This is a genomic window from Brevundimonas sp. AVps4 (assembly GCF_058681525.1).
The window spans coordinates 2785879-2810825 of the sequence record NZ_CM178741.1 but is presented as its reverse complement, the minus strand read 5'-3'; the positions used below and the strand labels follow the sequence as shown (position 1 = coordinate 2810825).

The window sequence follows — 24947 nt, the reverse complement described above, 5'->3', positions numbered from 1 at the left end:
CCCCTGAACCATGGTTGAGCTGATCGCGGCGCCCTCGCCGAACTTCGATGCGCGCCGGGCGCCGCCCGATATGCTGGTCCTGCACTATACCGGGATGGAGACCGGCGAGGCCGCCCTGTCGCGGCTGCGCGACCCGGAGGCCAAGGTCTCGGCCCATTATCTGGTCGAGGAGGACGGCCGCATCTTCCAGCTGGCGCCCGAGGAACGGCGCGCCTGGCACGCCGGTCGGGGCGTCTGGCGGGGCGAGGACGACTGCAACGCCGTCTCCATCGGCATAGAGATCGTCAATCCGGGCCATGAGTTCGGCTATCGCCCCTTTCCCGAGGCCCAGATCGCCGCGGTGATCGCCCTGATCGGCGAGATTCGCCAGCGCTGGACCATTCCGGACAACCGCATCATCGGCCATTCCGACCTGGCGCCGGATCGCAAGGCCGATCCCGGCGAACTCTTTCCCTGGAAGCGGCTGGCCGAGGCCGGACACGGCCTGTGGTTCGAACCGGCGCCCGAACGGATCAAGGCCCTGGGCGGCCTACTGCAGAAGGGAGACCAGGGGATCGGGGTCGTGGTCCTGCGCGCCGGCCTGCACCGGCTGGGCTATGGGCTGGCGCCCGGCGGCGACTATGACGCCGAGACCGAGACCACCGTCCGCGCCTTCCAGCGCCACTGGCGGCCCGGGCGCGTCGACGGCGTCGCCGACGGCGAGACCCGCGCCCGTCTGGTCGGCCTGCTGCAGCTGGCCAGCGTCGAGAGCGTCACGGGCGTGCTGGATTAGTAGGTTCGCGCGCGCGCCGTCGCCGCCAGCAGTCCGACCCCCAGCCAGGCGCCCAGGATCGGGCTCATGCCCACCCCGACCAAGGGAACCGGAAAGGCGCCGAACAAGGGCGTGACCGCCCAGGCGGCCAGACACAGGCTCAGTGCGGCGCCGGCCAGCTTCAGTCTGGCGTCAGGCCGGGTCAGGGCGGCCGGAACCGCTGCGAAGACGGCCAGAAGGATCAGGGCCAGACCGCCGATCAGCGGCGAGACTTGGAAGGCCAAGCCGACGATCTCCTCCACCTCGGCCACCGGCTGCAACGGATCGGGCCGCATCCAGGCCGCTGCGGCCGCAACGCCGGCGAACAGGATCAAGGCGGCCTTCGCTCCACGGCTGGGCGCGCGAAAGGCGGCGACCAGGATCAGGACCGCCGCCAGGGTCGTGGTCTGAGAAGCGTCCGGCTGAGCGACCAGCAGGATCAGGGCTGCGACGGCGGCGCCCCAGATCGCTCGACGATCCTCGGCCGCCGCCAGCACGACCGACAGGGACGGCAGGACGACCATGGCGATATTGACGTGCAGAGGCCCGGCTTCGATCCAGCGATGCACCCCCTCTTGGGCTGGATTGAAGAAGCCGGCGGCCAGCCCCGCCACGGCCAGTCCGGCGACCGCCAGCGCCGCCCCCGGCGAGACGACGCGCCGCCCCGCCGCCGCCAGGGCAGCGGCGATCACCGCCCCGACCAGCCAGGCCGCCAGGTTCCGTCCCCAGGAGGCCGCCGATACGCCGCTGAGGGCGCAGACGGCGGCGCCCAATCCCACGGCGGCCAGGGACGCCAGGCCGAATACCGCCATCAGCCGCACGCTCTTGTTCGTCGCCGTCTTCGTCATGGTCTCGCCCCTCCAGCCACGCCCAGCAGTCACGGCGCCCCCGGTCTCGTCAAGCCGCGAATGATCCGCCTGCTGTTGACCTGGGCGGCCGGGCGGCGCATCTAGCCCCCGCCAGACGGCCGGGCGGTCGCGGCGGACTTCTCGTCCGTCGAGGAAAGTCCGGGCTCCACGGTGAAAAGGCGGCGGATAACTTCCGCCCGGGGCGACCCGAGGGATAGCGCCACAGAAAGCAAACCGCCTCCCGTTCGCGGGCGGCAAGGGTGAAAGGGTGGGGTAAGAGCCCACCGCGGACCTGGCGACAGGGACGGCATGGCAAGCCCCGCCTGGAGCAAGACCAAATAGGGACATCGTGCGGGGTTCGCCTCGCGGGGCTCACCGCCCTGGATGTCCGGGTAGGTCGCGAGAACCGTTCAGCAATGGACGGTCCAGAGGAATGATCGTCGCCGTCCTTTCGGGGCGGAACAAAACCCGGCTTACAGGCCGTCTGGCATATCTTTTTTTGAGGGCCTATCGGCCTTCGGCCTACTTGAGGCCTTTCGTTTGGGCGGCGCGTCTTCAGCCCGCTTGAGGCAGTTGCTTCCATCCCCATCTTTCGCCGCCGGATCGGGCCGTCCACACGGCGGCGCCCGTTAACCTCTTGTGGGCGCTGGACTGCCTAGACTGATCCACAGCCTGTGAATACTTTGCAAGTTCCGCTTATGTTCTCTCCGTCGGAGCGACTTCAAGTCCAATCGCGTGAAAACATGGTTAAGTAACACTGCTGATCCCATTGAGACCCATTTCATCCCATGCTATCCCACTCTCATGAGATGGGGCTGAGAGGCGGGCGCGGCGGGCGTTCGTCAGGCATCTAAGGGACGGGCCGAAGGGTTCGATTGGGCAGGGCGTGTTTCTCTCGACCTACGAGAAGCAGCTGGACGGCAAACGCCGTCTCCTGATCCCCAATGATTTCCGCACGGCCGAAAACGGCGCGGCCGGCGGCGTCTTCATCTTTCCCTCCATCGAGGCCGACTGTCTGGAAGCGGGCGGCGACCGTCTGTTCGCTGTCTATGCCGAGATGATCGAATCCCTGCCGTTCGGCTCCGAGGAACGTTCGGCCCTGGAATGGCAGGTGATGGGCGAACAGGTCCGCCTGGCCTATGACGCGGGCGGCCGCATCACCCTGCCCGAATCCCTGTGCGCCGAGGCGGGTCTGGAGGACACGGTCGTCATCGTCGGCTTGAACGACCGGTTCCAGATCTGGTCGCGCGAGAAGTGGGCGGCCCGTCGCGCCGAACAGCGCGCCCTGGCCAAGGCCGGCATGGCCCAGATCGGCGCCCTGAAACTGGCGGCCCAGATGAAGCTGGCGGGAGGCGGTTCGTGACTGAAGCGCCCCACGCCCCCGTCCTGCTCGCCGAGGTGATCGAGGCCCTTAAGCCCGCGCCCGGCGAGGTCGTGATCGACGCCACCTTCGGCGCCGGCGGCTATACGCGCGCCATTCTGGCGACCGGCGCCGCGGTGATCGCCCTGGATCGCGATCCGACGGTTCAGCCCCACGCCGACGCCGTGGCCGCCGACTTCCCCGACCGGTTTCAACTGGTCCGCACTCCCTTCTCGGGCCTGGCCCAAGCCTTTGCCGACAGCGGCAAGGCCCGGCTGGACGGCGCCGTCTTCGATATCGGCGTCTCGTCGATGCAGCTGGATCAGGCCGAGCGCGGCTTCTCCTTCATGCGCGACGGGCCGCTGGACATGCGGATGTCCGATGAGGGCGAGACCGCCGCCGACATCGTCAACGGCTGGGACCACGGCCCCCTGGCCCACATCTTTAAACTGTACGGCGAAGAGCGTCAGTCGGGGCGGGTCGCCACCGCCATCCTGCGTCGCCGGGCCGAGCAGCCCTTCACCCGCACCCTGGACCTGGCCGAGGTGGTCGAAAAGGCTTTGGGCGGCCGTCGCGGCGCGCCCATCCATCCGGCGACGCGGGTCTTCCAGGCCCTGCGCATCGCCGTGAACGACGAACTGGGCGAGCTGGAGCGTGGGCTGGAGGCGGCCGAAGCGAGCCTGGCCCCCGGCGGCCGTCTGGCCGTCGTCACCTTCCATTCTCTGGAAGACCGGATCGTGAAGGCCTTCCTGACCGAGCGGACGGGCAATACGCCGGCCGGATCGCGTCACGCCCCCATGGCCGTCGACCCGCGCAAGCCCAGCTTCACCCTTCAATTCAAGGGCGCGCGCGAAGCGGGCGAGGCCGAGCGCGCCGCCAATCCGCGCGCCCGTTCGGCCAAGCTGCGGGCGGCGATCCGCACCGAGGCCCCGGCCTGGGCGCCCGAAAAGACGAGGATGGCGGCATGACCACGGCGCCCTTCTTCGGCTACTCCCGCAACGCCCTGCAGCGGCTGTTCGACTGGAAGATCCGCGGCGTCCGCTGGATCGAGATCATCGGCGTGGCCCTGGTCGCGGTGATGATCGTCTCGGTCTATGCGGCCAAGGCCGCCGCCGCGCGCGAAAGCAGCCGCATCGCCGAGCTTGAGCGCGACATTCGCGAAAACCGCCAGCGGGTCCGCCTGCTGCGCGCCGAGGTGGCCCGTCTGGAACAGCCCGCCCGGCTGGAAAATCTGTCGCGCCAGATCGGCATGGCTCCGGTCGACGTCCGTCGCCAGGCCGATGAAGCCCAGTTGCCGCACCTGAAGTCGGCCGCGGCGCCTGCGTCCCCGGCTCAGCCTCAGGCCGCCACCCCGTCCGCCGCCCTGTTTGCCGACGACTCATCCGATGAGGCGGCGCAATGACGGTTCAGGATCATCGCTATCACCGGCCGGCGCCGGGCGTTGATCTGCAAGGACGGCTGTCGCCCTTCTGGCGCTGGCTGTCGGAACTGGTCTGGCGGCTGGAGCACGGCTTTGAACGCGCCCGCGCCGACGCCCGGCCGGAAGAGGACACCCGCGTCCGCATCTTCCTGATCCTGATCGTCTTCTCCTGCGTCTTCGCCGGTCTGGCGTTGGGGGCCTCCTACCGGGCCCTGTTGGCGCCGGCCGGCGCTCGCGGGTCCGGCGCCAGCCCCGACGCCCTGGTGCGCGGCGACCTGACGGACCGCAACGGCGAGCTGCTGGCGATCAACATCGTCCACTATGGCCTCTATATCGACCCGGCGGAGATCTGGGACCGCGGCCTGGCCTATCGCCAGCTGCGCCGCGCCCTGCCGCGCATTCCGGCCGAGCGGCTTCAGCGGGTGCTGGACGGCGACCGCCGCCTGATCGTGTTGACCGGTCTGACGCCCCAGGAGAAGGCCGCCGTCCACGATCTGGCCCTGGGCGGCGTCACCTTCGAGCCCGAAGATCGCCGCGCCTATCCGCTGGGAACCTCCGCCGTTCACCTGATCGGCGACGCCGATACGGGCGGGCAGGGGATCTCCGGCGCCGAACTGGCCTTCAACGACGAGATCCGGGCGGCGGGCCAGCGCGGCGAAAGCTTCCCCCTGTCGATCGACCTGCGGGTGCAGGGGGTGGTCGAGAACGAACTGGCCGCTGCGGCGATCAAGAACCAGGCCAAGGGCGCGGTCGCCATCGTCACCGACGTCCAGACCGGCGAGGTCCTGGCCATGGCCAGCTGGCCCAACTTCAGCCAGTCGAACCGCGGCGCGGCGCCCGACGGCGCGACCCTGAACCGGGCGGTGTCGGGCCACTATGAAATGGGCTCGGTCTTCAAGACCTTCACCGTCGCCGCCGGTCTCGACACCGGCCGGGCGGACATGGGCACCCTGTTCGACGCCTCCGAGGCGTTCCAGATCGGCGACCGCAAGATCAAGGACTTCCACGCCCAGAACCGGGTCATGACCCTGGAAGAGGTCTATCTGCACTCGTCCAACATCGGCACGTCCCAGCTGGCGGTGCAGATGGGGCCGGACACGATGCGCGACTATTTCCGGCGCCTGGGGCTGCTGGACGCCTCCACCATCGAGCTGGAGGAATCGGCCCGGCCGGTCCTGCCGCGCCGCTGGGACAACTCGACCCTGGCCTCGCTCTCCTTCGGCTACGGTATCATGATCACCCCGGCCCAGATGGTTCAGGCCATGGGCGCCCTGACCAACGGCGGGCGGATGGTGCCCCTGTCCCTGCGTCGCGGCGGCGCGCGCGGCGCCAAGCCGCAGCAGATCGTCACCGAGGACACCTCGCGGGCGGTGCTGGAGCTGATGCGCGCCAATGTGGTCAAGGGCTCGGGAGGCTTCGCCGACGCGCCGGGCCTGCGGGTCGGGGGCAAGACGGGCTCGGCCAACAAGCTGGTCAACGGCCGCTATGACCCCAGCCACGCCCTGGGCTCCTTCGCCGCCGTCTTCCCCGTGGACGGGCCTCTGACCGCCAAACGCTACGCCGTCTTCGTCCTGATGGACGAGCCGGGAACCTATCCCAAGACCGGCGCCTATGTGGCCGCGCCCGCCGTGCGCAACATCGCCGACCGGATCGCCGGCTTCCTGGGCATCGAACGCCGCGCCGACCGCTGGCGCACGGCCTCGGGCGAGAAGATCCCGCAATATCAGGACGTGCAGGGGGACGGGCTGTGAGCGCGCTTCACCTGTCCGACCTGCTGCGCCGTGACCTGGCGTCCGATCCGATCATCACCGGCGTGACTGCCGACAGCCGCAAGGTCGCGCCCGGCGCCCTGTTCGTCGCCCTGCCGGGCACGACGGCCGACGGCCGCGCCTTCATCCCCCAGGCCCTGGCCCAGGGCGCCGCCGCCGTCCTGGCGCCGGCCGATACGCCCGACGGCGTCGCGCCGGTCCTGGTCACCTCGGGCGACGTGCGCCGGACCTACGCCATCGCCGCGCGCGGCTTCTACGGCGCCCAGCCCAAGACCTGCGTGGCGGTGACGGGCACCAACGGCAAGACCTCGGTCGCCGCCTTCTGCCGCCAGATCTGGGCGGGCCTGGGCCACAAGTCGGCCAGCATGGGCACCCTGGGCGTCGTCGGTCAGAAGGGCGACAAGACCTACGCCCTGACCGGCCCCGGCCTGACCAGCCCCGACGCGGCCGAGGCCGCCCGCCTGATGGCCGAACTGGCCGCCAAGGACGTGACCCATGTGGCGGTCGAGGCCTCGTCTCACGGCATCGACCAGCGCCGTCTGGACGGGGTGGCCCTGACGGCGGCGGCCTTCACCAACCTGACCCAGGACCATCTCGACTATCACGGCACGATGGACGCCTATCGCGCCGCCAAGCTGCGCCTGTTCGAGGCCCTGCTGCCGCGCGGCCGCACGGCGGTGCTGAACGCCGATTCCGACGCCTATTCCGCCTTCGCCGCCGCCTCCATCATGGCGGGCCTGGGGGTCATGGGCGTGGGCGAGCGCGGGCGCGACCTGACCCTGATCGGCCGCCAGGCGACGCCTGAGGGCCAGCGCCTGACCCTGGACGTGCAGGGCGAGGTGCGCGACATCCTGCTGCCCCTGGCCGGGGCCTTCCAGGCCTCGAACGCCCTGGTGGCGGCAGGCCTGTGCATCGCCGCCGGCGACCGGCCCGACGCCGTCATCGGCGCCCTGGAAGGCCTGACCGGCGCCCAGGGACGGCTGCAAAGGATCGGCGGGCCGGAAACCGGGCGCGGCGAGGTCTATGTCGACTACGCCCATACGCCGGACGGGCTGGAGACGGTGCTGACCGCCCTGCGCCCCCATGCGACCGGCCGTCTGATCGTGGTCTTCGGCGCCGGCGGCGACCGGGATCGCGGCAAACGGCCCCTGATGGGCGAGATCGCCGCGCGTCTGGCCGACGTCGCCATCGTCACCGACGACAATCCCCGCTCCGAAGACCCCGCCGCCATCCGCGCCCAGGTCCGCGCCGGCTGTCCTGACGCCTTCGAGATCGGCGACCGCCGCGCGGCCATAGAGGCGGCGATCGAAATGATGCGCGACGGAGATGTGGTGGTCATCGCCGGAAAAGGGCATGAACAGGGCCAGATCGTCGGCGGGACGACTCATCCCTTCGACGACGCCACCGTCGCGTCCGAGGCCCTGTCTTTGTATGCCTGATACACCCGCCCGCCCGCTCTGGACGGCCGCCGAGATCGCCGCCGCCACGGGCGGCGTGCTGCACGGCGACGACCGCCCCGTCACGGGTCTGACCTACAACAGCCGCGAGATCGTCCCCGGCGACCTGTTCCTGGCCCTGAAGGGCGCGCGCGACGGGCATGAGTTCGCAGCCTCCGCCTTCGCCGCCGGCGCCGCGGCCGCCCTGGTCGAACGGCCGGTCGAGGGCGGACCCTATGTCGTGGTCCCCGACACCCTGCACGGGCTGGAGGCCCTGGGCGTCGCCGCCCGCGAGCGCGCCCCCAACGTCAAGCGCGGCGCCGTCACCGGCAGCGTCGGCAAGACCAGCGTGACCCAGGCGATCAAGGCGGGGCTTGATCTGGCCGGCCCGGCCCACGCCTCGATCAAGAGCTACAACAACCATATCGGCGTGCCCCTGACCCTGGCGCGGATGCCGGTCGAGACCCGGCGCGCCGTCTTCGAGATCGGCATGAACGCCCCCGGCGAGATCGCGCCCCTGTCGCGCTTCGTCGCCCCCCACGCGGCCTGCGTCACCACGGTCGGTCCGGTCCATATCGAGGCCTTCTCGGATGGAGAGGCGGGGGTGGCGCGCGAAAAGGCCGCCATCTTCCAGGGCCTGGTTCCCGGCGGGACGGCGGTGGCCAACGGCGACGTCGCCTTCTCGGGCCTGCTGTGCGACGCGGCCAGGGCGGTCGGGGCGCGCCTCGTGACCTTCGGAACCGACGCCGGCCATGACGCCCGCCTGCTCGACTTCCGTCCCGACGCCGAAGGGGCGACGGTCTTCGCAGACCTGTTCGGCCAGCCGCTGGAGTACCGCCTGGCCCAGTCCGGCGCCCACTGGGGGCTGAACAGCCTGTGCGTCCTTCTGATGCTGAACGCCCTGGACGTCGAACTGGAGACGGGGCTTCAGGCCCTGGCCGGCTTCCAGCCCCTGGCGGGACGCGGCCAGACCCGCACCGTCGCCGTCCCCGGCGGCGCCTTCAGCCTGATCGACGAAAGCTACAACGCCAATCCCCTGTCGATGACGGCGGGCTTCAAGAGCCTGGGCGCCCGCCCCGCCGCCGGCCGCCGCATCGTGGTCCTGACCGACATGCTGGAGCTGGGCGACCAGAGCCGCGCCCTGCACGAGGGCCTGGCCCAGCCGATCGAGGCGGCGGGCCTGGATCTGGTCCACGCCGCCGGGCCCCAGATGCGCTGGCTCTACGAGGCCCTGCCGACCTCGCGCCGCGGCCTGTGGCGCGAAACCGCCGCCGAACTCGCCGCCGAGGCGTCCGTGCTGGCGGGCCCCGGCGATATCGTCATGGTCAAGGGATCGAACGGGTCCAGGGCGTCCCTGGTCGCCAAGGCCCTGGCCGATCTTCAAACCGCCCCTTCAAGCCCTGACACGCCCCCGGCGACCCGATAGAGACCCCGCATGTTCTATCTTCTGTACCTCTATTACGCCGATGTCGCGCACCAGTATCCGCTGCTGAACCTGATCCAGTATCAGACCGTCCGCACGGCCCTGGCCCTGGCGACGGCGGCCATCGTCGCCGTGGCCATGGGCAGCCGCTTCATCAACTGGATCCGCGCCAAACAGGGCCGGGGCCAGCCGATCCGCGACGACGGCCCGGTCTCCCACCTGTCCAAGGTCGGCACCCCCACCATGGGCGGGCTGATGATCCTGGCGGGCATCGGCGTGGCCGTCTTCCTGTGGGGCGATCTGACCAACCCCTATATCTGGATCGTCTCGGGCGTGACGGCGGCCTTTGGCGTGTTGGGCTTCATCGACGACTACGCCAAGGTGACCAAACAGACCTCGGCGGGCCTGACTTCGAAACAGAAGCTGGTCGCCCAGACGGCGGTGGCCGTGATCGCCGGCGTCCTGACCGTCCTTTGGATGACCGCCTCGCCGACCTCGCCGGGGCTTGAGACCTCGATCGCCTTCCCCTTCTTCAAGGCGGTTCTGCTGAACATCGGCTGGTTCTATGTCGCCTTCGCCGCCTTCACCATCGTCGGCTTCTCCAATGCGGTGAACCTGACCGACGGTCTGGACGGGCTGGCGACCGTTCCGGTGATGATGGCGGCCGGCGCCTTCGGCGTGATCTCCTATCTCGCCGGCAACTTCGTCTTCTCCCAGTATCTGCAGATCCACCACGTTCCCGGATCGGGCGAGCTGGCCATCTTCTGCGCCGCCATGATCGGCGGGGGCGCGGGCTTCCTCTGGTACAACGCCCCCCCGGCCAAGATCTTCATGGGCGACACCGGCTCCCTGGCCCTGGGCGGGGCGCTGGGCGCCATCGCCGTCACCACCAAGCACGAGCTGGTGCTGGGCATCGTCGGCGGCCTGTTCGTGATGGAGGCCGCCTCGGTCATGATCCAGGTCGGCTATTACAAGCTGACCAAGAAGCGCATCTTCCTGATGGCCCCGATCCACCACCATTTCGAAAAGATGGGCTGGCCGGAATCGACCGTGGTCATCCGTTTCTGGATCATCGCCGGCGCCCTGGCCCTGCTCGGCCTGTCCACGCTGAAGCTGCGGTGAGCGGACTTCCCCATACTCCGTCGTCCTCGGGCTTGACCCGAGGTCCGTCATCCTCGGGCTTGACCCGAGGATCGGGCGCTGGTCGGGCTGTGCGCCTGGCCGTCGGCGCCGGCGGCGGATCCTCCGATCCTCGGGTCAAGCCCGAGGATGACGGGGGGCAGAGATGATCCCCGTCCCCGGCTTTGAGGGCAGGCGGGTCGCGGTCTTCGGCCTGGGACGGTCGGGGATCACGGCCGCGCGCGCGCTCCAGGCCGGGGGCGCCGTCCCCATCCTGTGGGACGACGGCGTGTCCGGCCGCCTCCAGGCTCAGGCCGAGGGGTTCGCGGTCGAGGACCTGACCGCCGCCGACTGGTCCGGTTTCGCCGCCCTGGTCCTGTCGCCCGGCGCCCCCTTGACCCATCCCAAGCCCCACTGGACCGTGGACAAGGCGCGCGCAGCGGCCGTCCCCGTCATCGGCGACATCGAACTGTTCGCCCGCGCGCTGGACGCCCTTCCGGAGGCCGAACGTCCGATCATTATCGCCATCACCGGCACCAACGGCAAATCCACGACCACGGCCCTGATCGGCTGGGTGCTGCAGCAGGCGGGCCTGACGGTCCATGTCGGCGGCAACATCGGCATCGGCGTCCTGGCCCTGCCCAAGCCGACGCCGGGCGCCGTCTATGTCATCGAGGTCTCCAGCTATCAGCTGGACCTGACGACAAGCTTCGCCCCGAACGCGGCCATCCTGACCAATATCTCGCCGGACCACCTGGACCGTCACGGGGGTATGGAGGGCTATGTCGCCGCTAAGCGCCGGATCTTCCAGTCGCGAAATACCGCGCCCTATGTTGGAATTGACGACCCCTACGGCTTCGCCATCTGGAAGGAGCTGAAAGGCGAGGGGAGAGCCGTCGATCCTGTCTCAGTCGAGCGGCCGTTGGAGGACGATCTCGGCATGTATCTGAATGGCGGCTGGTTGACCTACAATGCGGGTGGTCGCCCCGCCCCCGTCGTCGATCTTTCGAAGGCCCGATCACTGCCAGGCCGTCATAATGCTCAAAACGCGGCCTTTGCATTTCTTGCCGTGAACGATCTGGGCGTTCCCGAAGAGACGGTGGTCAAAGGCCTGCTCACCTTCCCCGGCTTGGCCCACCGGATGGAGGCCGTCGGCCATATCGGCCCGGTCCGCTTCATCAACGATTCCAAGGCCACCAACGCCGACGCCGCCCGTCAGGCCCTGTCGAGCTATCCCAAGGTCTTCTGGATCGCGGGCGGCAAGCCCAAGGACTGCGGCATCGACGACCTGACCGACCTCTTCCCGCGCGTGGCCAAGGCCTATCTGATCGGCGAGGCGGCCCAGGCCTTCGCCCACACCCTGGGCGACACGCCCCACGTCATCTCGAACACCATGGACGCCGCCGTGGCCGCCGCCGCCGCAGACGCCCAGGCTGCGCGCGGCGATCAGATCGTGCTCTTGTCGCCCGCCTGCGCCAGTTTCGACCAGTTCCCCGACTTCGAGGCGCGGGGCGAGGCCTTCCGCGCCGCCGTCCTGGCCCTCGGCGCAACCCCGGAGACAGCCCGATGAGCGCCTCCTACACCCCCGCCTTTTCCCGAAACGACCAGAGCCCGATCGCCCAGTGGTTCTGGACCGTGGACCGCGGCCTCTTGGGCGCGGCGCTTGCCCTGATGGGCCTGGGCGTGGCCCTCAGCTTCGCCTCCAGCCCGGCCGCCATCCTGGCCGATGAATCCATCACCGATCCCTTCCACTATTCGTGGCGGATGATGGTCTTTTCGGGGATCAGCCTGACCCTGATGCTGACCACCTCCCTGATGTCGCCGCGCGGGGTGCGGCGCATCGCCGTCCTGGCCTTGCTGGGCGCCATCGTCGTGATGATGGCCCTGCCCTTCATCGGCGACACGGTGAAGGGGGCGGCGCGCTGGGTGAATTTCGGCCCCTTCAGCCTGCAACCCAGCGAATTCGCCAAACCCGGCCTGATCGTCTTCGCCGCCTGGATGTTCGCCGAGGCGCAGAAGGGCCAGGGGGTGCCGGGCGTCACCATTGCGTTTGGGTTCTACGCCCTGACGGTCTGCCTGCTGCTGATCCAGCCGGACATCGGCCAGACCCTGCTGATCACCACCACCTTCATGGCCGTCTTCTTCATGGCCGGGGTGCCGTTCAAATGGATGGCGGTCCTGGCCAGCGCCGGCATGGCGGGGCTGGTGTCGCTCTATTTCGTCTTCGGCCATATGCGCGACCGCCTCAGCCGCTTCTTCTCGCCCGAGACCACCGACACCCACCAGATCGACGCCGCCGCCGAGGCCATCCGCGCGGGCGGCCTCCTGGGCCGCGGGGTGGGCGAGGGGGTGATGAAGCGCCGGGTGCCGGATCTGCACACCGACTTCATCTATTCCGTCGGCGCCGAAGAGTTCGGCCTGATCCTCAGCCTGATCATCATCGGCCTTTACGCCTTCATCGTCGTCCGGGGCATGCGCCGGGCCATGAAGCTGACCGATCCGTTCGAACAGACGGCCTCGGCGGGCCTCTTCATGCTGATCGGGCTTCAGGCCTGCATCAATGTGGCGGTGAACCTGAACCTGATCCCGACCAAGGGCATGACCCTGCCCTTCGTCAGCTACGGCGGCTCCTCCATGATCGCCATGGGCCTGACCATGGGCTTCGCCCTGGCCCTGACCCGGCGTCGGCCGGGCGCCTATGAGCCGGGCGCCAGCCTGTCGCGCCCGGGGCGGCGGCTGCTTTAGGGCGGCGGCGCGTGAAGGCCCGTGATCAGGGCCGTAAACCTGCGCCTTATCAAGGCGTTGATCCCGACCAACCGCCTTCTCCGCATCGCGCCGAAAAACCGCGGCATTCTATGGGGGTCGAAGGGACCGAACGGCCCAACCGGACACATCGGACACATCGGACACTCTTTTTTCCGCCCGCCGTCCTCAGACCGGACAAATCGGACTATTCAGACACTGTTTCTCCCGGAGGCCCCATGTCCAAACTCTGCGTCGTCGCCGCCGGCGGCACCGGCGGCCACATGTTCCCCGCCGAGGCGCTGGCGCGGGAGCTGGCCGGGCGCGGCTGGCGCGTGGTCCTGGCGACCGATCATCGGGGCGAGCAGTACGCCCACGCCTTTCCGGCCGAGGAACGGCTGGCCCTGGACGCCGCGACCGGCGCCGGCCCCCTGGGCCTGATCAAGGCCGGGGTGCAGATCTTCAAGGGCGTCATGCAGGCGCGGGCCGCCTTCGACCGGCTGGGCGCCGACGTCGTGGTGGGCTTCGGCGGCTATCCTTCGGCCCCGGCCCTGGTCGCGGCGGTGACGTCGCAGCGGCCGACCGTCATCCATGAGCAGAACGCCGTCCTGGGCCGAACCAACCGCATCCTGGCCCCCTATGTGGGACAGGTGGCCTCGTCCTTCCCGACCCTGGAACGGGCGCCGGCCCAGGTTCAGGGACGGTCCCACGTCGTCGGCTCGCCCGTGCGCGCCGACATCCGCGCCCTGTTCGATCGCCCCTATGTCGCCCCCGCCGAAGGCGGCCCCATCCAGCTGCTGGTGACGGGCGGCAGCCAGGGCGCCCGGATCCTGTCCGAGACCACCCCCCGGGCGCTTGCGGCCCTGCCCGAGGCGCTGCGGCGGCGGCTCAAGGTTCAGCAGCAGTCGCGGCCAGAGACCCTGGAAACCGCCCGCCAAATCTACCTGGAGGCCGGGATCGAGGCCGAGGTCGCCCCCTTCTTCCGCGACATGGCTGAACGGCTGTACAAGGCCCATCTGGTGGTCGGCCGCTCCGGCGCCTCGACCTGCGCCGAACTGGCGATTGCGGCCCTGCCTTCGGTCCTGATCCCGCTCAAGATCGCCACCGACGACCACCAGCGCCTGAACGCCAAGGCCCTGACCGAAGCCGGGGCGGCGGAGGTCATTCTGGAGGACGCCCTGACCGTCGAGAGCTTGACCGCAGCCCTGGATCGCGTCCTGTCCGATTCAGCCCGCCTGGCCGCCATGTCCGCCGCCGCTCGCTCGGTCGCCATCCCCGACGCCGCCGAACGCCTGGCGGACTTGGTCGAGGCGACGGCGGGGACCGCCTGAGACCGACAACCGTCCCGCTTGTCGCGCGTTTAGGAGCCCATGCCTCCCGAAATCATCGCCCTGACCCGTCAAGTCCGCGCCCTGTGGCGTCAGTTCGACTGGCTGCCCGAATGGGCGGTGATCGGCCTCGTCCTACTGGTCTTCGTCGGCGGCGGCTGGCTGACGCACAAGGTCGTCTTCGCGGTCCTGCGCCGCATGGTCAGGAACAAGGACGTCTTCTGGCGCGGGATCGTCGAGAGGGCACGGGTCAAGCTGCGGGTGCTGATCATCATCATCGGCGTCGGCATCGGCGTGACCGTGTCGCCGATGCATCCCGAACCCTCGGCCGACATCCGCGCGGTGCTGCTGTTCCTCTCCATCCTGACGCTGGGCTGGATGGCGTCAGGGGTGCTCGACATGTGGTCGGTCATGCATCTGAAGCGGTACAATATCTCAGTCGAGGACAATCTGCTCGCCCGCAAACACCTGACCCAGACTCGCATCCTGCAGCGGGTCGCCAAGGTGATCCTGTTCATCGTCACCGTGGGCCTGGCCCTGATGACCATCTCCGGCTTCCGCCAGTGGGGCGTCAGCCTGCTGGCCTCGGCCGGCGTCGTCGGCATCATCGCCGGTCTGGCGCTTCAGCCGATCCTGACGAACATGGTCGCCGGCATCCAGATCGCCCTGACCCAGCCGATCCGCCTGGACGACGCCGTCATCGTCGAGAACGAGTGGGGTAATGTGGAGGAGATCACCGCCACCTATGTGGTGGTCAAGCTGTGGGACTGGCGGCGTATGGTCCTGCCCCTGTCCTATTTCATCACCAAGCCCTTCCAGAACTGGACGCGCGAGAACGCCCGCCTGATCGGCACGGCCTTCTTCTACGTCGATTACGAGGCCCCGATTGATAAGCTGCGCGAGGCTTTCGAGGGCATCGTCAAGAACTCTAAGCTCTGGGACGGCGACGTCCAGGTCATGCAGGTGACCGACATCACCGAACGGGTGCTTCAGGTCCGCTGCCTGGCCAGCGCCCGCTCGGCCCCGGTCGCCTTCGACCTGCGCTGCGAGATCCGCGAGAAACTGATGGCCTTCATGCGCGACCAATGCCGCGAAGCCCTGCCGCGCGACCGCCTGGAATGGCCGCAGGGGGAAGAGCGGCCCCCTAATCTCCCTCCCCGCTCCGGGGAGGGTGGCCGCGCAGCGGCCGGGTGGGGCGGCGTCAGTCCTTCAACGCCGCCTGGCCCCGAGCGATCGCCTGATCCAGCGTGAGGATCTCCCGCGCCAGCGCCTCCCCGCACGCTACGGCCAGCAGTTCCGCCGCATCGCCGCCGGGCGCGGCCTGATAGGCGGGCGCGGCGTCGGGCGTGGCCGGCCCCTCTGTCCCGTCTTCGCGCAGGGAGGCGAAATCCAGCCGGTCCGCCGTGCGCGCCCGGCAATCGAAAACCCAGCGCGACCAGCCGCCGACATAGGTCACGTCCCCCACCTTGAAGCCCGCCTCGGTGACCTGAAGCTCGCGCATCCGGGCCAAGTCTCCGTCCCGCTCGATTGAGGCGACATCGGCGTAGACGGCGAACCGGCCGACGCCGGTCTCGACCAGTTGGGGATCGGCGAATGCGAGCAGCAGGGCGATCATGCGACCAGCGTCTCCGCCTGTTTCAGATCCACGCTGACCAGCTGGCTCATGCCACGCTCGGGCATGGTGACGCCGTACAGCCGATCCATCCGGCTCATGGTCACCGGGTTGTGGGTGATGACGATGAAGCGGGTGTCGGTCCGCGACCGCATCTCGTGCAGCATCTTGCAGAACCGGTCCACGTTCGCATCGTCCAGCGGGGCGTCCACCTCGTCCAGCACGCAGACGGGGGCGGGGTTGGCCAGGAAGACGCCGAAGATCAGGGCCGCCGCCGTCAGGGCCTGTTCGCCCCCCGACATCAGGCTCATGACCGACAGCCGCTTGCCGGGCGGGCAGGCGTAGATCTCCAGCCCCGCCTCCAGCGGATCGTCGCTCTCGACCAGTTTCAGCTCGGCCTGGCCGCCGTCGAACAGGGCCTCGAACAGGGCCTTGAAGTTGGCGTTGATCACGTCGAAGGCGGCGATCAGCCGTTCGCGCCCCTCGGCGTTCAGCTCGTCTATCCCGTCGCGCAGCTTGGCGATGGCCTGGGTCAGGTCGATCCGTTCCGACTTCATGCTGTTCAGCCGCTCGCCGTATTCGGCCGCCTCGTCCTCGGCGCGCAGGTTGACGGCGCCCAGGGCCTCGCGCTCGCGCTCCAGCCCATACAGCAGGCTCTCGGCCCCGGCGGCGTCGGGCGGTCGGGCCACGGCCTCGTCGATCAGCTTGCGGGCTAGGGCTTCGGGCGACATCTGGGCGGTCTCGCGCAAGGTCGCCTCGGCCTCGGTCAGCTTCTCGGCCGCAGCCTCGGCCCGAGCGGCCAGACCGGCGCGGGCTTCGCGCGCCTGGGAGGCGGCGGCGTCGGCGGCGCGGGCGGCGCGGTCGGCCTCGGCCGCAGCCGCCTCGACGGTCGCCATGGCGTCGGACGAAGCCTGTTTGCGCTGTTCGGCGGCGGTCAGTGTGTCCAGCAGCTTGCCGCGCTGTTCGGCGAACCCTTGGGGCGCGACCTCGGCCTGTTTCAGCAGGGCGGCCGTCTTCTCCGCGTCCTTCTCCAGGGCGGCAATGCGGGCGCCGCTGTCCTTGGACCGGGCGATCCAGCCGTCGCGCGCGCGGGTCAGGCCGCCCAGGCGCTGTTCGCGGCCTTGGCGGTCGCGAGCCTCGGCGTCACGGTCCGACCGAGCGGTCTGGGCGGCGACGCGGGCGGCTTCCGCGGCGGCGCGGGCGGCGGTCAGATCGTCGAGCAGGCCGGCCAGGGTTTCCGACGGGGCCTCGACCGTCTGTGCGGCGGCCAGGGCGGCTTCAGCCTCGGCAACTTCGGCCGCCAGCCGCGCCAAGGCCTCGTCCAGCGCTTGAGCGCGGGCTTCGCGGCGAGTCTGGTCCCGCGTCAGGCTTTCGACACGGTCGCGGGCGGCGGTCACGGCCTTGTCGAGGGCGAAGGGCTTGAGACGGGCGGTCTTCACCGCCTCCTCGGCCGCACGGAAGGCTTCGGCCGCCGCCTTCTGCTGGGCCTGAGCCTGCTCAAGGGCCGGCTTGCCCTTGTCGATCTCGGTTTCCAGCTCGGCCAGCCGGGTCCGTTGCGCCAGACGCACGGCGGCGGGACGCGGCGCCTCGGCCCGGCTGACGAAGCCGTCCCAGCGGTACAGGTCGCCCTCGGGCGTCGTCAGACGGGCGCCGACCGGCAGGGTGCGGGCCAGTTCGGCCGCCTGGGCGCGGGAGGCGACGCCGCACTGGGCCAGACGCGCCGCCAACTGGTCGGGAGCCTGGACATGATCCGAAAGCGGTTCGACGCCTGTGGGCCAGACCGGCGGGCGGGGTTCCGCCCCGCCCCAGTAGGCGGCGGCGCGGGCGTCCAGGGCCGCGTCCAGGTCTTCGCCCAAGGCGGCGGCCAGGGCGGCCTCATAGCCTCGGTTTGCGCGGACCTTGTCGAGCGCCGGCGGATGGTCGCGCTTGCCGCCGACCAGCAGCTGGGCCAGGCCGCGCGCCTCGGTCTGTAGCCGGCCCAGCCGGTCCTCGGCGGCGCGGGCGGCGGTGCGGGCCTCCTGCTCGGCGCGGGCCAGGTCGCTGCGGTTGGCCTCGGCCGCCTCGACGGCCTCGCGGGCGGCGGTCAGTTCGGCCTGGGCGGTCTCCAGCGCCTGACGGGCGGCCTCCAGTTCCGGCGTCTCCAGCGGGCCCAGGGTCTCGCGTTCGCGCCTCGCCTGTTCCAGCTGTGCGGCGACGCGGGACAGGCGGGCTTCGGCGTCGCGGCGGCGGGCGGCCTCGGCACTGGCGCGGGCCTCGACGGCCGCGAGGGCGGCGGCCAGGCGTTCGACCTCGGCGTCGGCGGTCTTGCGGGCCTCCTCGGCGGCGGCCAGGGCCTTGTCCAGTTCGGGGCCGCGAGCGGGGGCGGCGGCGATCTCGGCCTGGAGGCGGGCCAGTTCGTGATCCAGCCGGTCCAGCTCGCGCCTGGCGTCGGCGGCCATATTGGTCTCGCGCTCCTTATCGGCGGCGATGCGGGCGGCCTCGGCCTTCAGGCGATCCACCTCGGCGCGGGCGGTCTGTTCGGCCATGTCGAGCCGGTCGCGCTCCAGACTGGCCCGGTGCAGCAGGGCGGAGGCGACGGCGTCCTCTTCCCGCGCCGGCTTCAGCGCCTCCTGGGCGGCGAGGGCGGCGGTCTGTGCGGCGGCGGCGGCGGTCGTCGTCTCGGCTACGGCGCGGTCGGCGGCGCGCAGCTCCTGGGCTGCGGCCTCGGCGGCGATCTGGGCGTCGTTCCAGCGGGCGTAGAGCAGGGCGGCCTGGAGGGCGCGGATCTCGGCGGAGATCTTCTTGTACTTCTCGGCCTGACGGGCTTCGCGCTTCAGCCGGTTCAGCGCCGTCTCCAGCTCGCGGCCGATGTCGTCCAACCGCTCCAGATTGGCTTCGGCCGCCTTCAGGCGAAGTTCGGCCTCATGGCGGCGGGTGTGCAGGCCGGCGACGCCGCCCGCTTCCTCAAGGATGCGGCGACGGTTCTGGGGCTTGGCGGCGATCAGTTCCGAGATCTGACCCTGGCGGACCAGGGCGGGAGAGTTGGCGCCGGTCGAGGCGTCGGCGAACAGCAGCTGGACGTCGCGGGCGCGCACCTCCTTGCCGTTGATCCGATAGGTCGAACCCTGGCCCCGGTCGATACGGCGCGACACCTCCAGCACCGGGCTGTCGGTGAAGGGCTGGGGCGCGCGACGTTGCGCATTGTCGATGGTCAGCTGGACTTCGGCGTGGCTGCGCGGGGGGCGGCCCGCCGCGCCGGCGAAGATGACGTCGTCCATGCCCTGGCCGCGCATGGCCTTGGCCGAGTTCGCGCCCATGACCCAGCGCAGGCTCTCAAGGACGTTGGACTTGCCGCAGCCGTTGGGTCCGACGATGCCGGTCAGGCCGGATTCGATGTGCACCTCCGCCGGGTCGACGAACGACTTGAAGCCGACGAGCCGGAGGCGCTGGAACTGCATCGGTCCTGGCGCTTACCGGCGCAGCAGCGGGTCGACGGCGGCCGACAGGGCTTCCAGCGAGTAACCGGCGACAGGCTTGCCGTTGACGAACAGGGTCGGCGTGCCCTCGACCCCGGCCGCCTCGGCGCCGGCGATTTGGGCTTCCAGAGCCGCGCGGGTCGCCGGATCGTTCAGGCAGGTTTCGACCTGTTCGCGCGTCTTGCCGGTGGCGGCGAGGCCGGCGTCGAACCAGGGCTTGGCGCCGGTGGTGCGCAGATTGGCCTGGTCACGCATGAAGACCTCGGCCACGTCGAAATAGCGGCCCGGCGCGGCGCAGATGGCCACGGCGGCGGCGGCGGCGGCGACATTGGCGGGCGGGGTCGGCAGGTTGCGATGCACCAGCCGGACCTTGCCCGTGTCGATGTAGCGGGCCTTGAAGGCCGGCAGGACGTCGTTGTGGAAGACGGCGCAGTGCGCGCAGGTGAAGCTGGCGTATTCGATCACCGTGACCGGCGCGTCGGCCTGACCCAGAACATGGTCCTGGGCCGTGACCGGCGGCGGGGGCTCGGCGGCCGAGGCCGGACCCGCCAGGGCGGCGGTCAGAGCAAAGGCGAGGACGGCGCGCCGGACCATGGCTTACTTCGCCAGCTCGGCGTCGATGGCGGCCGACAGGTCGGCCAGGCTGGCGCCTTCGCCGCCGGGGGTGATGACCTGGGTGTCGTTCACGTAGAAGGCCGGAGTGCCCGTCACGCCTTGGGCTTGGGCGGCCTGGACGCGCTTCTCCATGGCGGCGACGGCCGCCTTGTCGGTGACGCAGTCGTTGAACTGCTGCTCGGACAGGCCGGCGGCCTGGGCCGTGCGCAGCAGCCAGTCGCGCGGCGAGGAGGTCAGCATCTCCTGCTGGGTCGCCATCAGCTGGTGGACGACGTCGAAATACTTGTCCGGCCCGGCGCAGCGCGCGACCAGGAAGCCGGCGGTGGCGGCGTCGACCGGCGGGGTCGGCAGTTCGCGGAAGACGTAGCGCACCTTGTTGGTGTCGACGTACTTGGCCTTGAACGCTGGCCAGGTGTTCTTCTGCCACAGGGCGCAGTGGGGGCAGGTGACCGAGGCGTATTCGACCACGGTGACCTTGGCGCCTTCCGGCGCGCCCAGGCCCATGTCGCCCTCGACGGCGCCCTTGGAGCCGCCGCCGCAGGCGGCCAGGGCCATGGTCGCCATGGCGGCGCCGGTGATGGCCGCACGGCGGCTCATGCGGGCGAAGCGGGATTCGGTCGGGGCCATGGGACTTCCTCAGTCGGATCGTTGGCGATCGGCGGCGTGATTCCGGGTGAACCGCGCAACCTTGATCATTCGAGAACAGGTGCGGCGAAGATTTGTCAATCGCGGTCGTTCGAACGCGATATCGCCGCTCGGCCCAGTTTGGCCAGGGCCGCCTTCAGTTCCTCGGGTGCGGCGGCCAGGGAGGCCGCCAATTCCGCCTCGGCCGAGGCGGGCAGGGGCGGTGGAACAGCGGCGCGTTTGGGGCGGGCGGCCGGCTCGGTCAGGGGCTTGATCGGTCCCTGGGCGATGCGAAGCCGATCGACCGAACCGGCGCCCAGAAACAGGTTCACCCGCGCCAGGATGTCTTCGGACTGATGCTGGACCAGCAGGGCGGCGGCGCCGGCGACGCGCAGCTCCAGCACGCCGGGCTGGCCGCCCTTGCCCTTGGTCAGCTTCTGGGGCCGGGTGACGCGGGCCAGGCGGTCTCCGACGATCTCGCGCCAGCGCGGCTCAAGGGCGCCGGCGCCGCGGCCGAATTGTTCGTCCAGCTTCTTGATCAGGGGCGTCAGGGCCTGGCCCGCGCGCGGCGCCGGGCGCGGCGCCGGGCGGGTGCGGCGGCGCGACAGGATCTCGCGGACCTCGGCGTCTGTGGGCAGCGGGCGGCGCATGGGCCTATATAGACCGATCCCATGACTGACGTCTCTCCCGACATCGCCCTGATCCGCGCCCGTCTGCTGGACTGGTATGACCGCCATGCGCGCAGCCTGGCCTGGCGTGTTCCGCCGGGGACGCGGCAGAGGCCCGATCCCTATCGCATCTGGTTGTCGGAGGTCATGCTGCAACAGACCACCACGTCGCACGCCACCCCCTATTTCCAGACCTTCACCAGCCGCTGGCCGACGGTGTCGGACCTGGCGGCGGCCCAGGACGCCGAGGTCATGGCCGCCTGGGCGGGGCTGGGCTATTACGCCCGAGCCCGCAATCTGCTGGCCTGCGCCAGGGCGGTGGCGGGCGAACATGGCGGGGTGTTTCCCGATACGGAGGCGGGGCTTTCAGCCTTGCCCGGCGTGGGCGCCTATACGGCCGCAGCGGTGGCGGCCATCGCCTTTGGCCGCCCCGCCAATGTGGTCGACGGCAATGTCGAACGGGTCATGGCGCGGCTGTTCGCCGTGGAGACGCCGGTCCCCCAGGCGCGGCCCGAACTCCGGCGGCTGGCGGGCCTCTTCATCAATGACCAAAGGCCCGGCGACTGGGCCCAGGCCCTGATGGACCTGGGCGCGACCGTGTGCCGGCCCAAGTCGCCGCTATGCGACCTGTGCCCCATCGCGGACCCCTGCGCCGGTCGCGCGTCAGGCGATCCTGAACGCTATCCGGTCAAGACCAAGAAGACGGATCGGCCTCAGCGGAAGGGCGTCGCCTGGGTCTTGTTCGACGACCAAGGTCGGGTGGCGGTGGAGACGCGGCCCGACAAGGGTCTGCTGGGCGGAATGCTGGGCCTGCCGACCAGTGACTGGACGACGGGCGAACCATTGACGCCGCCGCCGATCGACGCCGACTGGCGAGACGTCGGATCGGTCGAGCATGTTTTCACCCATTTCAGCCTGACCTTGACGGTGATGACGGCGCGAGGCGAGGCGAGGGCGGGTTGGCGATGGATGCCTTTCGAAGCGGCGCGCGCGGCCCTGCCCACCGTATTCGCCAAGGCCCTGGATCGGGCGACCGTTGAATCTGACCTATTTTTGTAGTAACAAAAATCTGTGCGCATCACCTTCGATCCCAGCAAGCGTGATCGCACGTGGATTGAGCGTGGACTGGATTTCGCCCAGGCGTCGGCTGTGTTCGACGGTGATCATCTGACGTTTGACGATGATCGTCGGGACTATGGAGAAAGACGTCTGATCACCATTGGGCGTTTGACCGACCGTATGGTGGTTCTGGTGTGGACGCCGCGTGGCGAGGCGCGCCACATCATTTCGATGAGGAAGGCGAATGACCGTGAACAGCGACGCTACGAAGACCGATTGGGTCGATCCTGACGAGGCGCCGGAACTTGACGACGTCTGGTTCGACAAGGCGGATCACTATCGAGGAGAGACGCTGGTCCAACGCGGACGCCCCAAGGGCGCGGATAAGATCTCGACCACCATAAGGTTCGACGCCGACGTGCTGGCCGCCTTCAAACAGGACGGGCCGGGATGGCAGACGCGCATGAACCAGGCGCTGCGCGACTGGCTGAAACGGAAGTCAGACGCCGCCTGATCACCGCAGGGTGCGGATGGCGATCCCGCCCTGTTTGCGACGAGGCACCACCACGGCGCGGCCGTCCACATGCTGGATGTCCAGATCGACCGAGGCGTTTCCGACTTGAAGACCCTGAATCTTCAGCGTCTGCAACCCGGCGGGCAGAACCGGGTCGATCAGATCGACCGTTCCGCTCCAGGCGTCGATCGACAGGCCCAGCGACGCCTGAAGCATTAGAAAGACCGACCCCGCCGCCCAGGCCTGGGGCAGACAGGCGACCGGATAGGCGATCGGCGGTTCGCCCGGCGCGCGCGGGAAGCCGCAGAACAGCTCGGGCAGACGCAGATGGAAATGGGCGGCGGCGGCGTAGATCTCGGCCAAGATCTCGGCCACCGCCTGGCGTTCGCCATAGGCGGCCATGCCGGCGGCGGCCATGGCGGTGTCGTGCGGCCAGACCGAGCCGTTATGATAGCTCATCGGATTGAACCGGGCCTGGCCCAGCTCCAGCGTCCGCACGCCCCAGCCGGTGCGGAACCGTGACGACAACAGGCGTCGGGTCACGCGCCGCGCCCGTTCGGGCGACGGCAGGCCGGTGAAGAGCAGATGGCCGGCGTTGGAGGCGATGGCGCGGCACGGCTCCCCGTCTCCGTCCAGGGCGACGGCGTAGAAGCCCTCGTCCTCCATCCAGTACTTGTCCTCGACCAGGGCGCGGACCTGTTCGGCGCGGATGCGCCATTCCACCGCTCGGTCGTCGTGCAGCCGCTCGCCCAGATCCGCCAGGGCGCGCCAGGCGGCGAAGGCGTAGCCTTGAACTTCTAAGAGTGCGATCGGCCCCTTGGGAAAGCGGCCGTCGGCGTGGAAGATGGAATCCTCGGAATCCTTCCAGCCCTGGTTGGACAGGCCGGTGTCGGCGCCGCGCTGATAGTCGATCAGGCCGTCCCCGTTGGAATCCCCATAGTCGCGCATCCAGTCGGCGGCGGCGATCAGATTGGGCCATAGTTTGCGGATCAGCTCCAGATCGCCGGTGCGCCCGGCATAGGCGCCGGCCAGGGCGATGAACAAACAGGTGGTGTCGACCCCGCCGTAATAGAGGCCGAAGGGCACCTCGCCCAGGGCGCTCATTTCGCCGCCGCGCGTCTCGTGCAGGATCTTGCCCGGCTGGCTGTCCTGGAACAGCGACGTCTCAGTCGCCTGGCGCGAGGCCAGATAGGTCAGGACGCCCTTGGCCAGGGACGGGTCCAGCCACAGCATCTGCCAGGCGGCGATGATGCCGTCCCGCCCGAACGGGGTCGAGAACCAGGGCGTGCCGGCATAGGGGTAGGGGCCGGTCGGCAGGTCGGTGGTCAACAGGGCCATGTCCGCCCGCGACTGGTCCAGCCAGTCGTTGAACCGCGGGCTGCGGGGGCCGCGCACCGAGGCGCCGCGCCGCCGCTTGGCCCGCATCGCCAGACGGGCCTGGATGGCGTTCAGCCGCCAGCGACGGGCGTCCGGCGCTTCGCAGGAATCGACACCGCATTCGATGAACAGCTCCATCGACCGGCCCTTGGGCAGGCTGAACATGAACTCGGCGCGGTTAGGGGTCAGGCGGGCGGGCGGTTCGGAAAAGGCGAGGCAGCTGCCGCGGTCCACCCCGTCCAGGCCGGTGTAGCGGAAGGTGACGCGGCGCCCGTCGGTGGTGGGGGCGTGGATCGTGCCGCGCTTGGGCCGCGGCGTCCCCCGCACCTGGAAGATGTCGGCGAAGTCGGCCCCGAAGTCGAAGGCGAGGGGCAGAAGTATGTCCTCGACCCCGTGGTTGACCATCTGGATGCGTTCGAACATGCGCCGGTCCCACAGGAAGCGCCGCCGTTCGATATGCATCACCCCGGCCGGGGCCGAGCGTCCGCCCATCGGCGGCAGGGGACGATTGGTCGTGTGGCAGGAAAAGAAGACGTTGTCCTGGCTGACGCCGGAAGACAGCCGCGACGGCTTCAACAGGCCCACGGTCATCGTCCAGCGCGATAGAACCCGCGTGTCCCCGGCGAACAGGCCGTCGGCCCCGCCCTTCATGTCGCCCCAGCCGTCGGCGACCAGGAAGGCGTCCCCCGCCTTCAGCGCCATCAACTGTTCCAGGCCCGAAGCCTCGACGGACTCACCGGCGGTCAGCTGGGTGGAATAGGCGTCGTCCATGCGGTATCTGTCCCCGT

At 69.8% G+C, this 24947-nt stretch carries 22 protein-coding genes and 1 other RNA gene; 16 read left to right on the top strand and 7 right to left on the bottom strand.

The annotated features are described in order from the left end of the window. Nucleotides 1–10 precede the first annotated feature (10 nt). Nucleotides 11–772, top strand: coding sequence for a peptidoglycan recognition protein family protein (locus tag ACW178_RS14000; RefSeq protein ID WP_191558299.1), 762 nt, complete (start codon nt 11–13; stop codon nt 770–772). Here the strand turns inward: ACW178_RS14000 and ACW178_RS13995 are convergent. Continuing rightward, nucleotides 769–1638: a hypothetical protein gene (locus tag ACW178_RS13995; RefSeq protein ID WP_191558300.1), complete on the bottom strand. Its 870-nt coding sequence runs from the start codon at nt 1636–1638 to the stop codon at nt 769–771. The two genes, ACW178_RS14000 and ACW178_RS13995, sit on opposite strands and share 4 nt — an antisense overlap. Before the next feature lie 111 nt (nt 1639–1749). Here ACW178_RS13995 and rnpB point away from each other — a divergent pair. From rnpB to ACW178_RS13935, 12 genes are all read left to right on the top strand, one after another. Further along, nucleotides 1750–2130, top strand: an RNA gene (gene rnpB / locus ACW178_RS13990) — RNase P RNA component class A. 394 nt (nt 2131–2524) lie between these two features. After that, nucleotides 2525–3001: a division/cell wall cluster transcriptional repressor MraZ gene (locus ACW178_RS13985; protein ID WP_054766445.1), complete on the top strand. Its 477-nt coding sequence runs from the start codon at nt 2525–2527 to the stop codon at nt 2999–3001. Then, entirely contained in the window at nt 2998–3966 is a 969-nt protein-coding gene (gene rsmH / locus ACW178_RS13980) for a 16S rRNA (cytosine(1402)-N(4))-methyltransferase RsmH (protein ID WP_152950806.1), read from the top strand. The genes ACW178_RS13985 and rsmH overlap by 4 nt, the downstream gene beginning before the upstream one ends. After that, nucleotides 3963–4400 carry a cell division protein FtsL gene (gene ftsL / locus ACW178_RS13975; protein ID WP_191555077.1) on the top strand — a complete coding sequence of 146 codons (438 nt, stop codon included), beginning with the start codon at nt 3963–3965 and terminating at the stop codon, nt 4398–4400. Before rsmH ends, ftsL begins: the two co-directional genes overlap by 4 nt. After that, nucleotides 4397–6169, top strand: coding sequence for a peptidoglycan D,D-transpeptidase FtsI family protein (locus ACW178_RS13970; protein WP_191558301.1), 1773 nt, complete (start codon nt 4397–4399; stop codon nt 6167–6169). Before ftsL ends, ACW178_RS13970 begins: the two co-directional genes overlap by 4 nt. Then, nucleotides 6166–7626, top strand: coding sequence for a UDP-N-acetylmuramoyl-L-alanyl-D-glutamate--2,6-diaminopimelate ligase (locus ACW178_RS13965; RefSeq protein ID WP_191558302.1), 1461 nt, complete (start codon nt 6166–6168; stop codon nt 7624–7626). Before ACW178_RS13970 ends, ACW178_RS13965 begins: the two co-directional genes overlap by 4 nt. Beyond that, entirely contained in the window at nt 7619–9049 is a 1431-nt protein-coding gene (locus ACW178_RS13960) for a UDP-N-acetylmuramoyl-tripeptide--D-alanyl-D-alanine ligase (RefSeq protein WP_191558303.1), read from the top strand. Before ACW178_RS13965 ends, ACW178_RS13960 begins: the two co-directional genes overlap by 8 nt. Before the next feature lie 9 nt (nt 9050–9058). Continuing rightward, nucleotides 9059–10168 carry a phospho-N-acetylmuramoyl-pentapeptide-transferase gene (mraY, locus tag ACW178_RS13955; RefSeq protein WP_182713315.1) on the top strand — a complete coding sequence of 370 codons (1110 nt, stop codon included), beginning with the start codon at nt 9059–9061 and terminating at the stop codon, nt 10166–10168. A 163-nt stretch (nt 10169–10331) separates the two neighbouring features. Beyond that, a complete protein-coding gene (gene murD / locus ACW178_RS13950; protein WP_492024674.1) occupies nt 10332–11735 on the top strand; it encodes a UDP-N-acetylmuramoyl-L-alanine--D-glutamate ligase in 1404 nt (467 codons plus the stop codon). Beyond that, nucleotides 11732–12910 (top strand): peptidoglycan glycosyltransferase FtsW, encoded by a 1179-nt coding sequence (locus ACW178_RS13945; RefSeq protein ID WP_492024673.1) that lies wholly within the window; start codon nt 11732–11734, stop codon nt 12908–12910. The genes murD and ACW178_RS13945 overlap by 4 nt, the downstream gene beginning before the upstream one ends. A 236-nt stretch (nt 12911–13146) precedes the next feature. Then, complete coding sequence (gene murG / locus ACW178_RS13940) at nt 13147–14238, top strand: undecaprenyldiphospho-muramoylpentapeptide beta-N-acetylglucosaminyltransferase (RefSeq protein ID WP_492024672.1); 1092 nt, start codon at nt 13147–13149, stop codon at nt 14236–14238. A 39-nt stretch (nt 14239–14277) separates the two neighbouring features. Then, nucleotides 14278–15486, top strand: coding sequence for a mechanosensitive ion channel family protein (locus tag ACW178_RS13935; protein WP_197273322.1), 1209 nt, complete (start codon nt 14278–14280; stop codon nt 15484–15486). Here the strand turns inward: ACW178_RS13935 and ACW178_RS13930 are convergent. The 5 genes from ACW178_RS13930 to ACW178_RS13910 form a co-directional block, all read right to left on the bottom strand. Beyond that, entirely contained in the window at nt 15437–15850 is a 414-nt protein-coding gene (locus tag ACW178_RS13930) for a surface-adhesin E family protein (protein ID WP_287106516.1), read from the bottom strand. The genes ACW178_RS13935 and ACW178_RS13930 overlap by 50 nt on opposite strands. Further along, nucleotides 15847–19284, bottom strand: a complete 3438-nt coding sequence (locus ACW178_RS13925) for an AAA family ATPase (RefSeq protein WP_492024671.1) — start codon at nt 19282–19284, stop codon at nt 15847–15849. The genes ACW178_RS13930 and ACW178_RS13925 overlap by 4 nt, the downstream gene beginning before the upstream one ends. A gap of 12 nt (nt 19285–19296) precedes the next feature. After that, nucleotides 19297–19896, bottom strand: a complete 600-nt coding sequence (locus ACW178_RS13920) for a thioredoxin domain-containing protein (RefSeq protein ID WP_191558306.1) — start codon at nt 19894–19896, stop codon at nt 19297–19299. Nucleotides 19897–19899: 3 nt separating this feature from the next. Next, on the bottom strand, nt 19900–20544 hold the full coding sequence (locus ACW178_RS13915) for a DsbA family protein (RefSeq protein ID WP_054766432.1): 645 nt from the start codon (nt 20542–20544) through the stop codon (nt 19900–19902). 95 nt (nt 20545–20639) lie between these two features. Next, complete coding sequence (locus ACW178_RS13910) at nt 20640–21191, bottom strand: DUF721 domain-containing protein (protein WP_054766431.1); 552 nt, start codon at nt 21189–21191, stop codon at nt 20640–20642. A 21-nt stretch (nt 21192–21212) separates the two neighbouring features. Between ACW178_RS13910 and mutY the strand changes: the two genes are divergently transcribed. Genes mutY through ACW178_RS13895 form a run of 3 tightly spaced genes read left to right on the top strand, consistent with a single transcriptional unit; the run spans nt 21213 to nt 22782 of the window. Then, nucleotides 21213–22268: an A/G-specific adenine glycosylase gene (mutY, locus tag ACW178_RS13905; RefSeq protein WP_182713318.1), complete on the top strand. Its 1056-nt coding sequence runs from the start codon at nt 21213–21215 to the stop codon at nt 22266–22268. Nucleotides 22269–22280: 12 nt separating this feature from the next. Beyond that, nucleotides 22281–22559, top strand: coding sequence for a BrnT family toxin (locus ACW178_RS13900; protein WP_152950794.1), 279 nt, complete (start codon nt 22281–22283; stop codon nt 22557–22559). Further along, nucleotides 22513–22782 (top strand): BrnA antitoxin family protein, encoded by a 270-nt coding sequence (locus ACW178_RS13895; RefSeq protein ID WP_182713319.1) that lies wholly within the window; start codon nt 22513–22515, stop codon nt 22780–22782. Before ACW178_RS13900 ends, ACW178_RS13895 begins: the two co-directional genes overlap by 47 nt. Here the strand turns inward: ACW178_RS13895 and ACW178_RS13890 are convergent, their stop codons facing one another. After that, nucleotides 22783–24930, bottom strand: a complete 2148-nt coding sequence (locus tag ACW178_RS13890) for an amylo-alpha-1,6-glucosidase (protein ID WP_182713320.1) — start codon at nt 24928–24930, stop codon at nt 22783–22785. It abuts the gene before it with no gap. Nucleotides 24931–24947 lie beyond the last annotated feature (17 nt).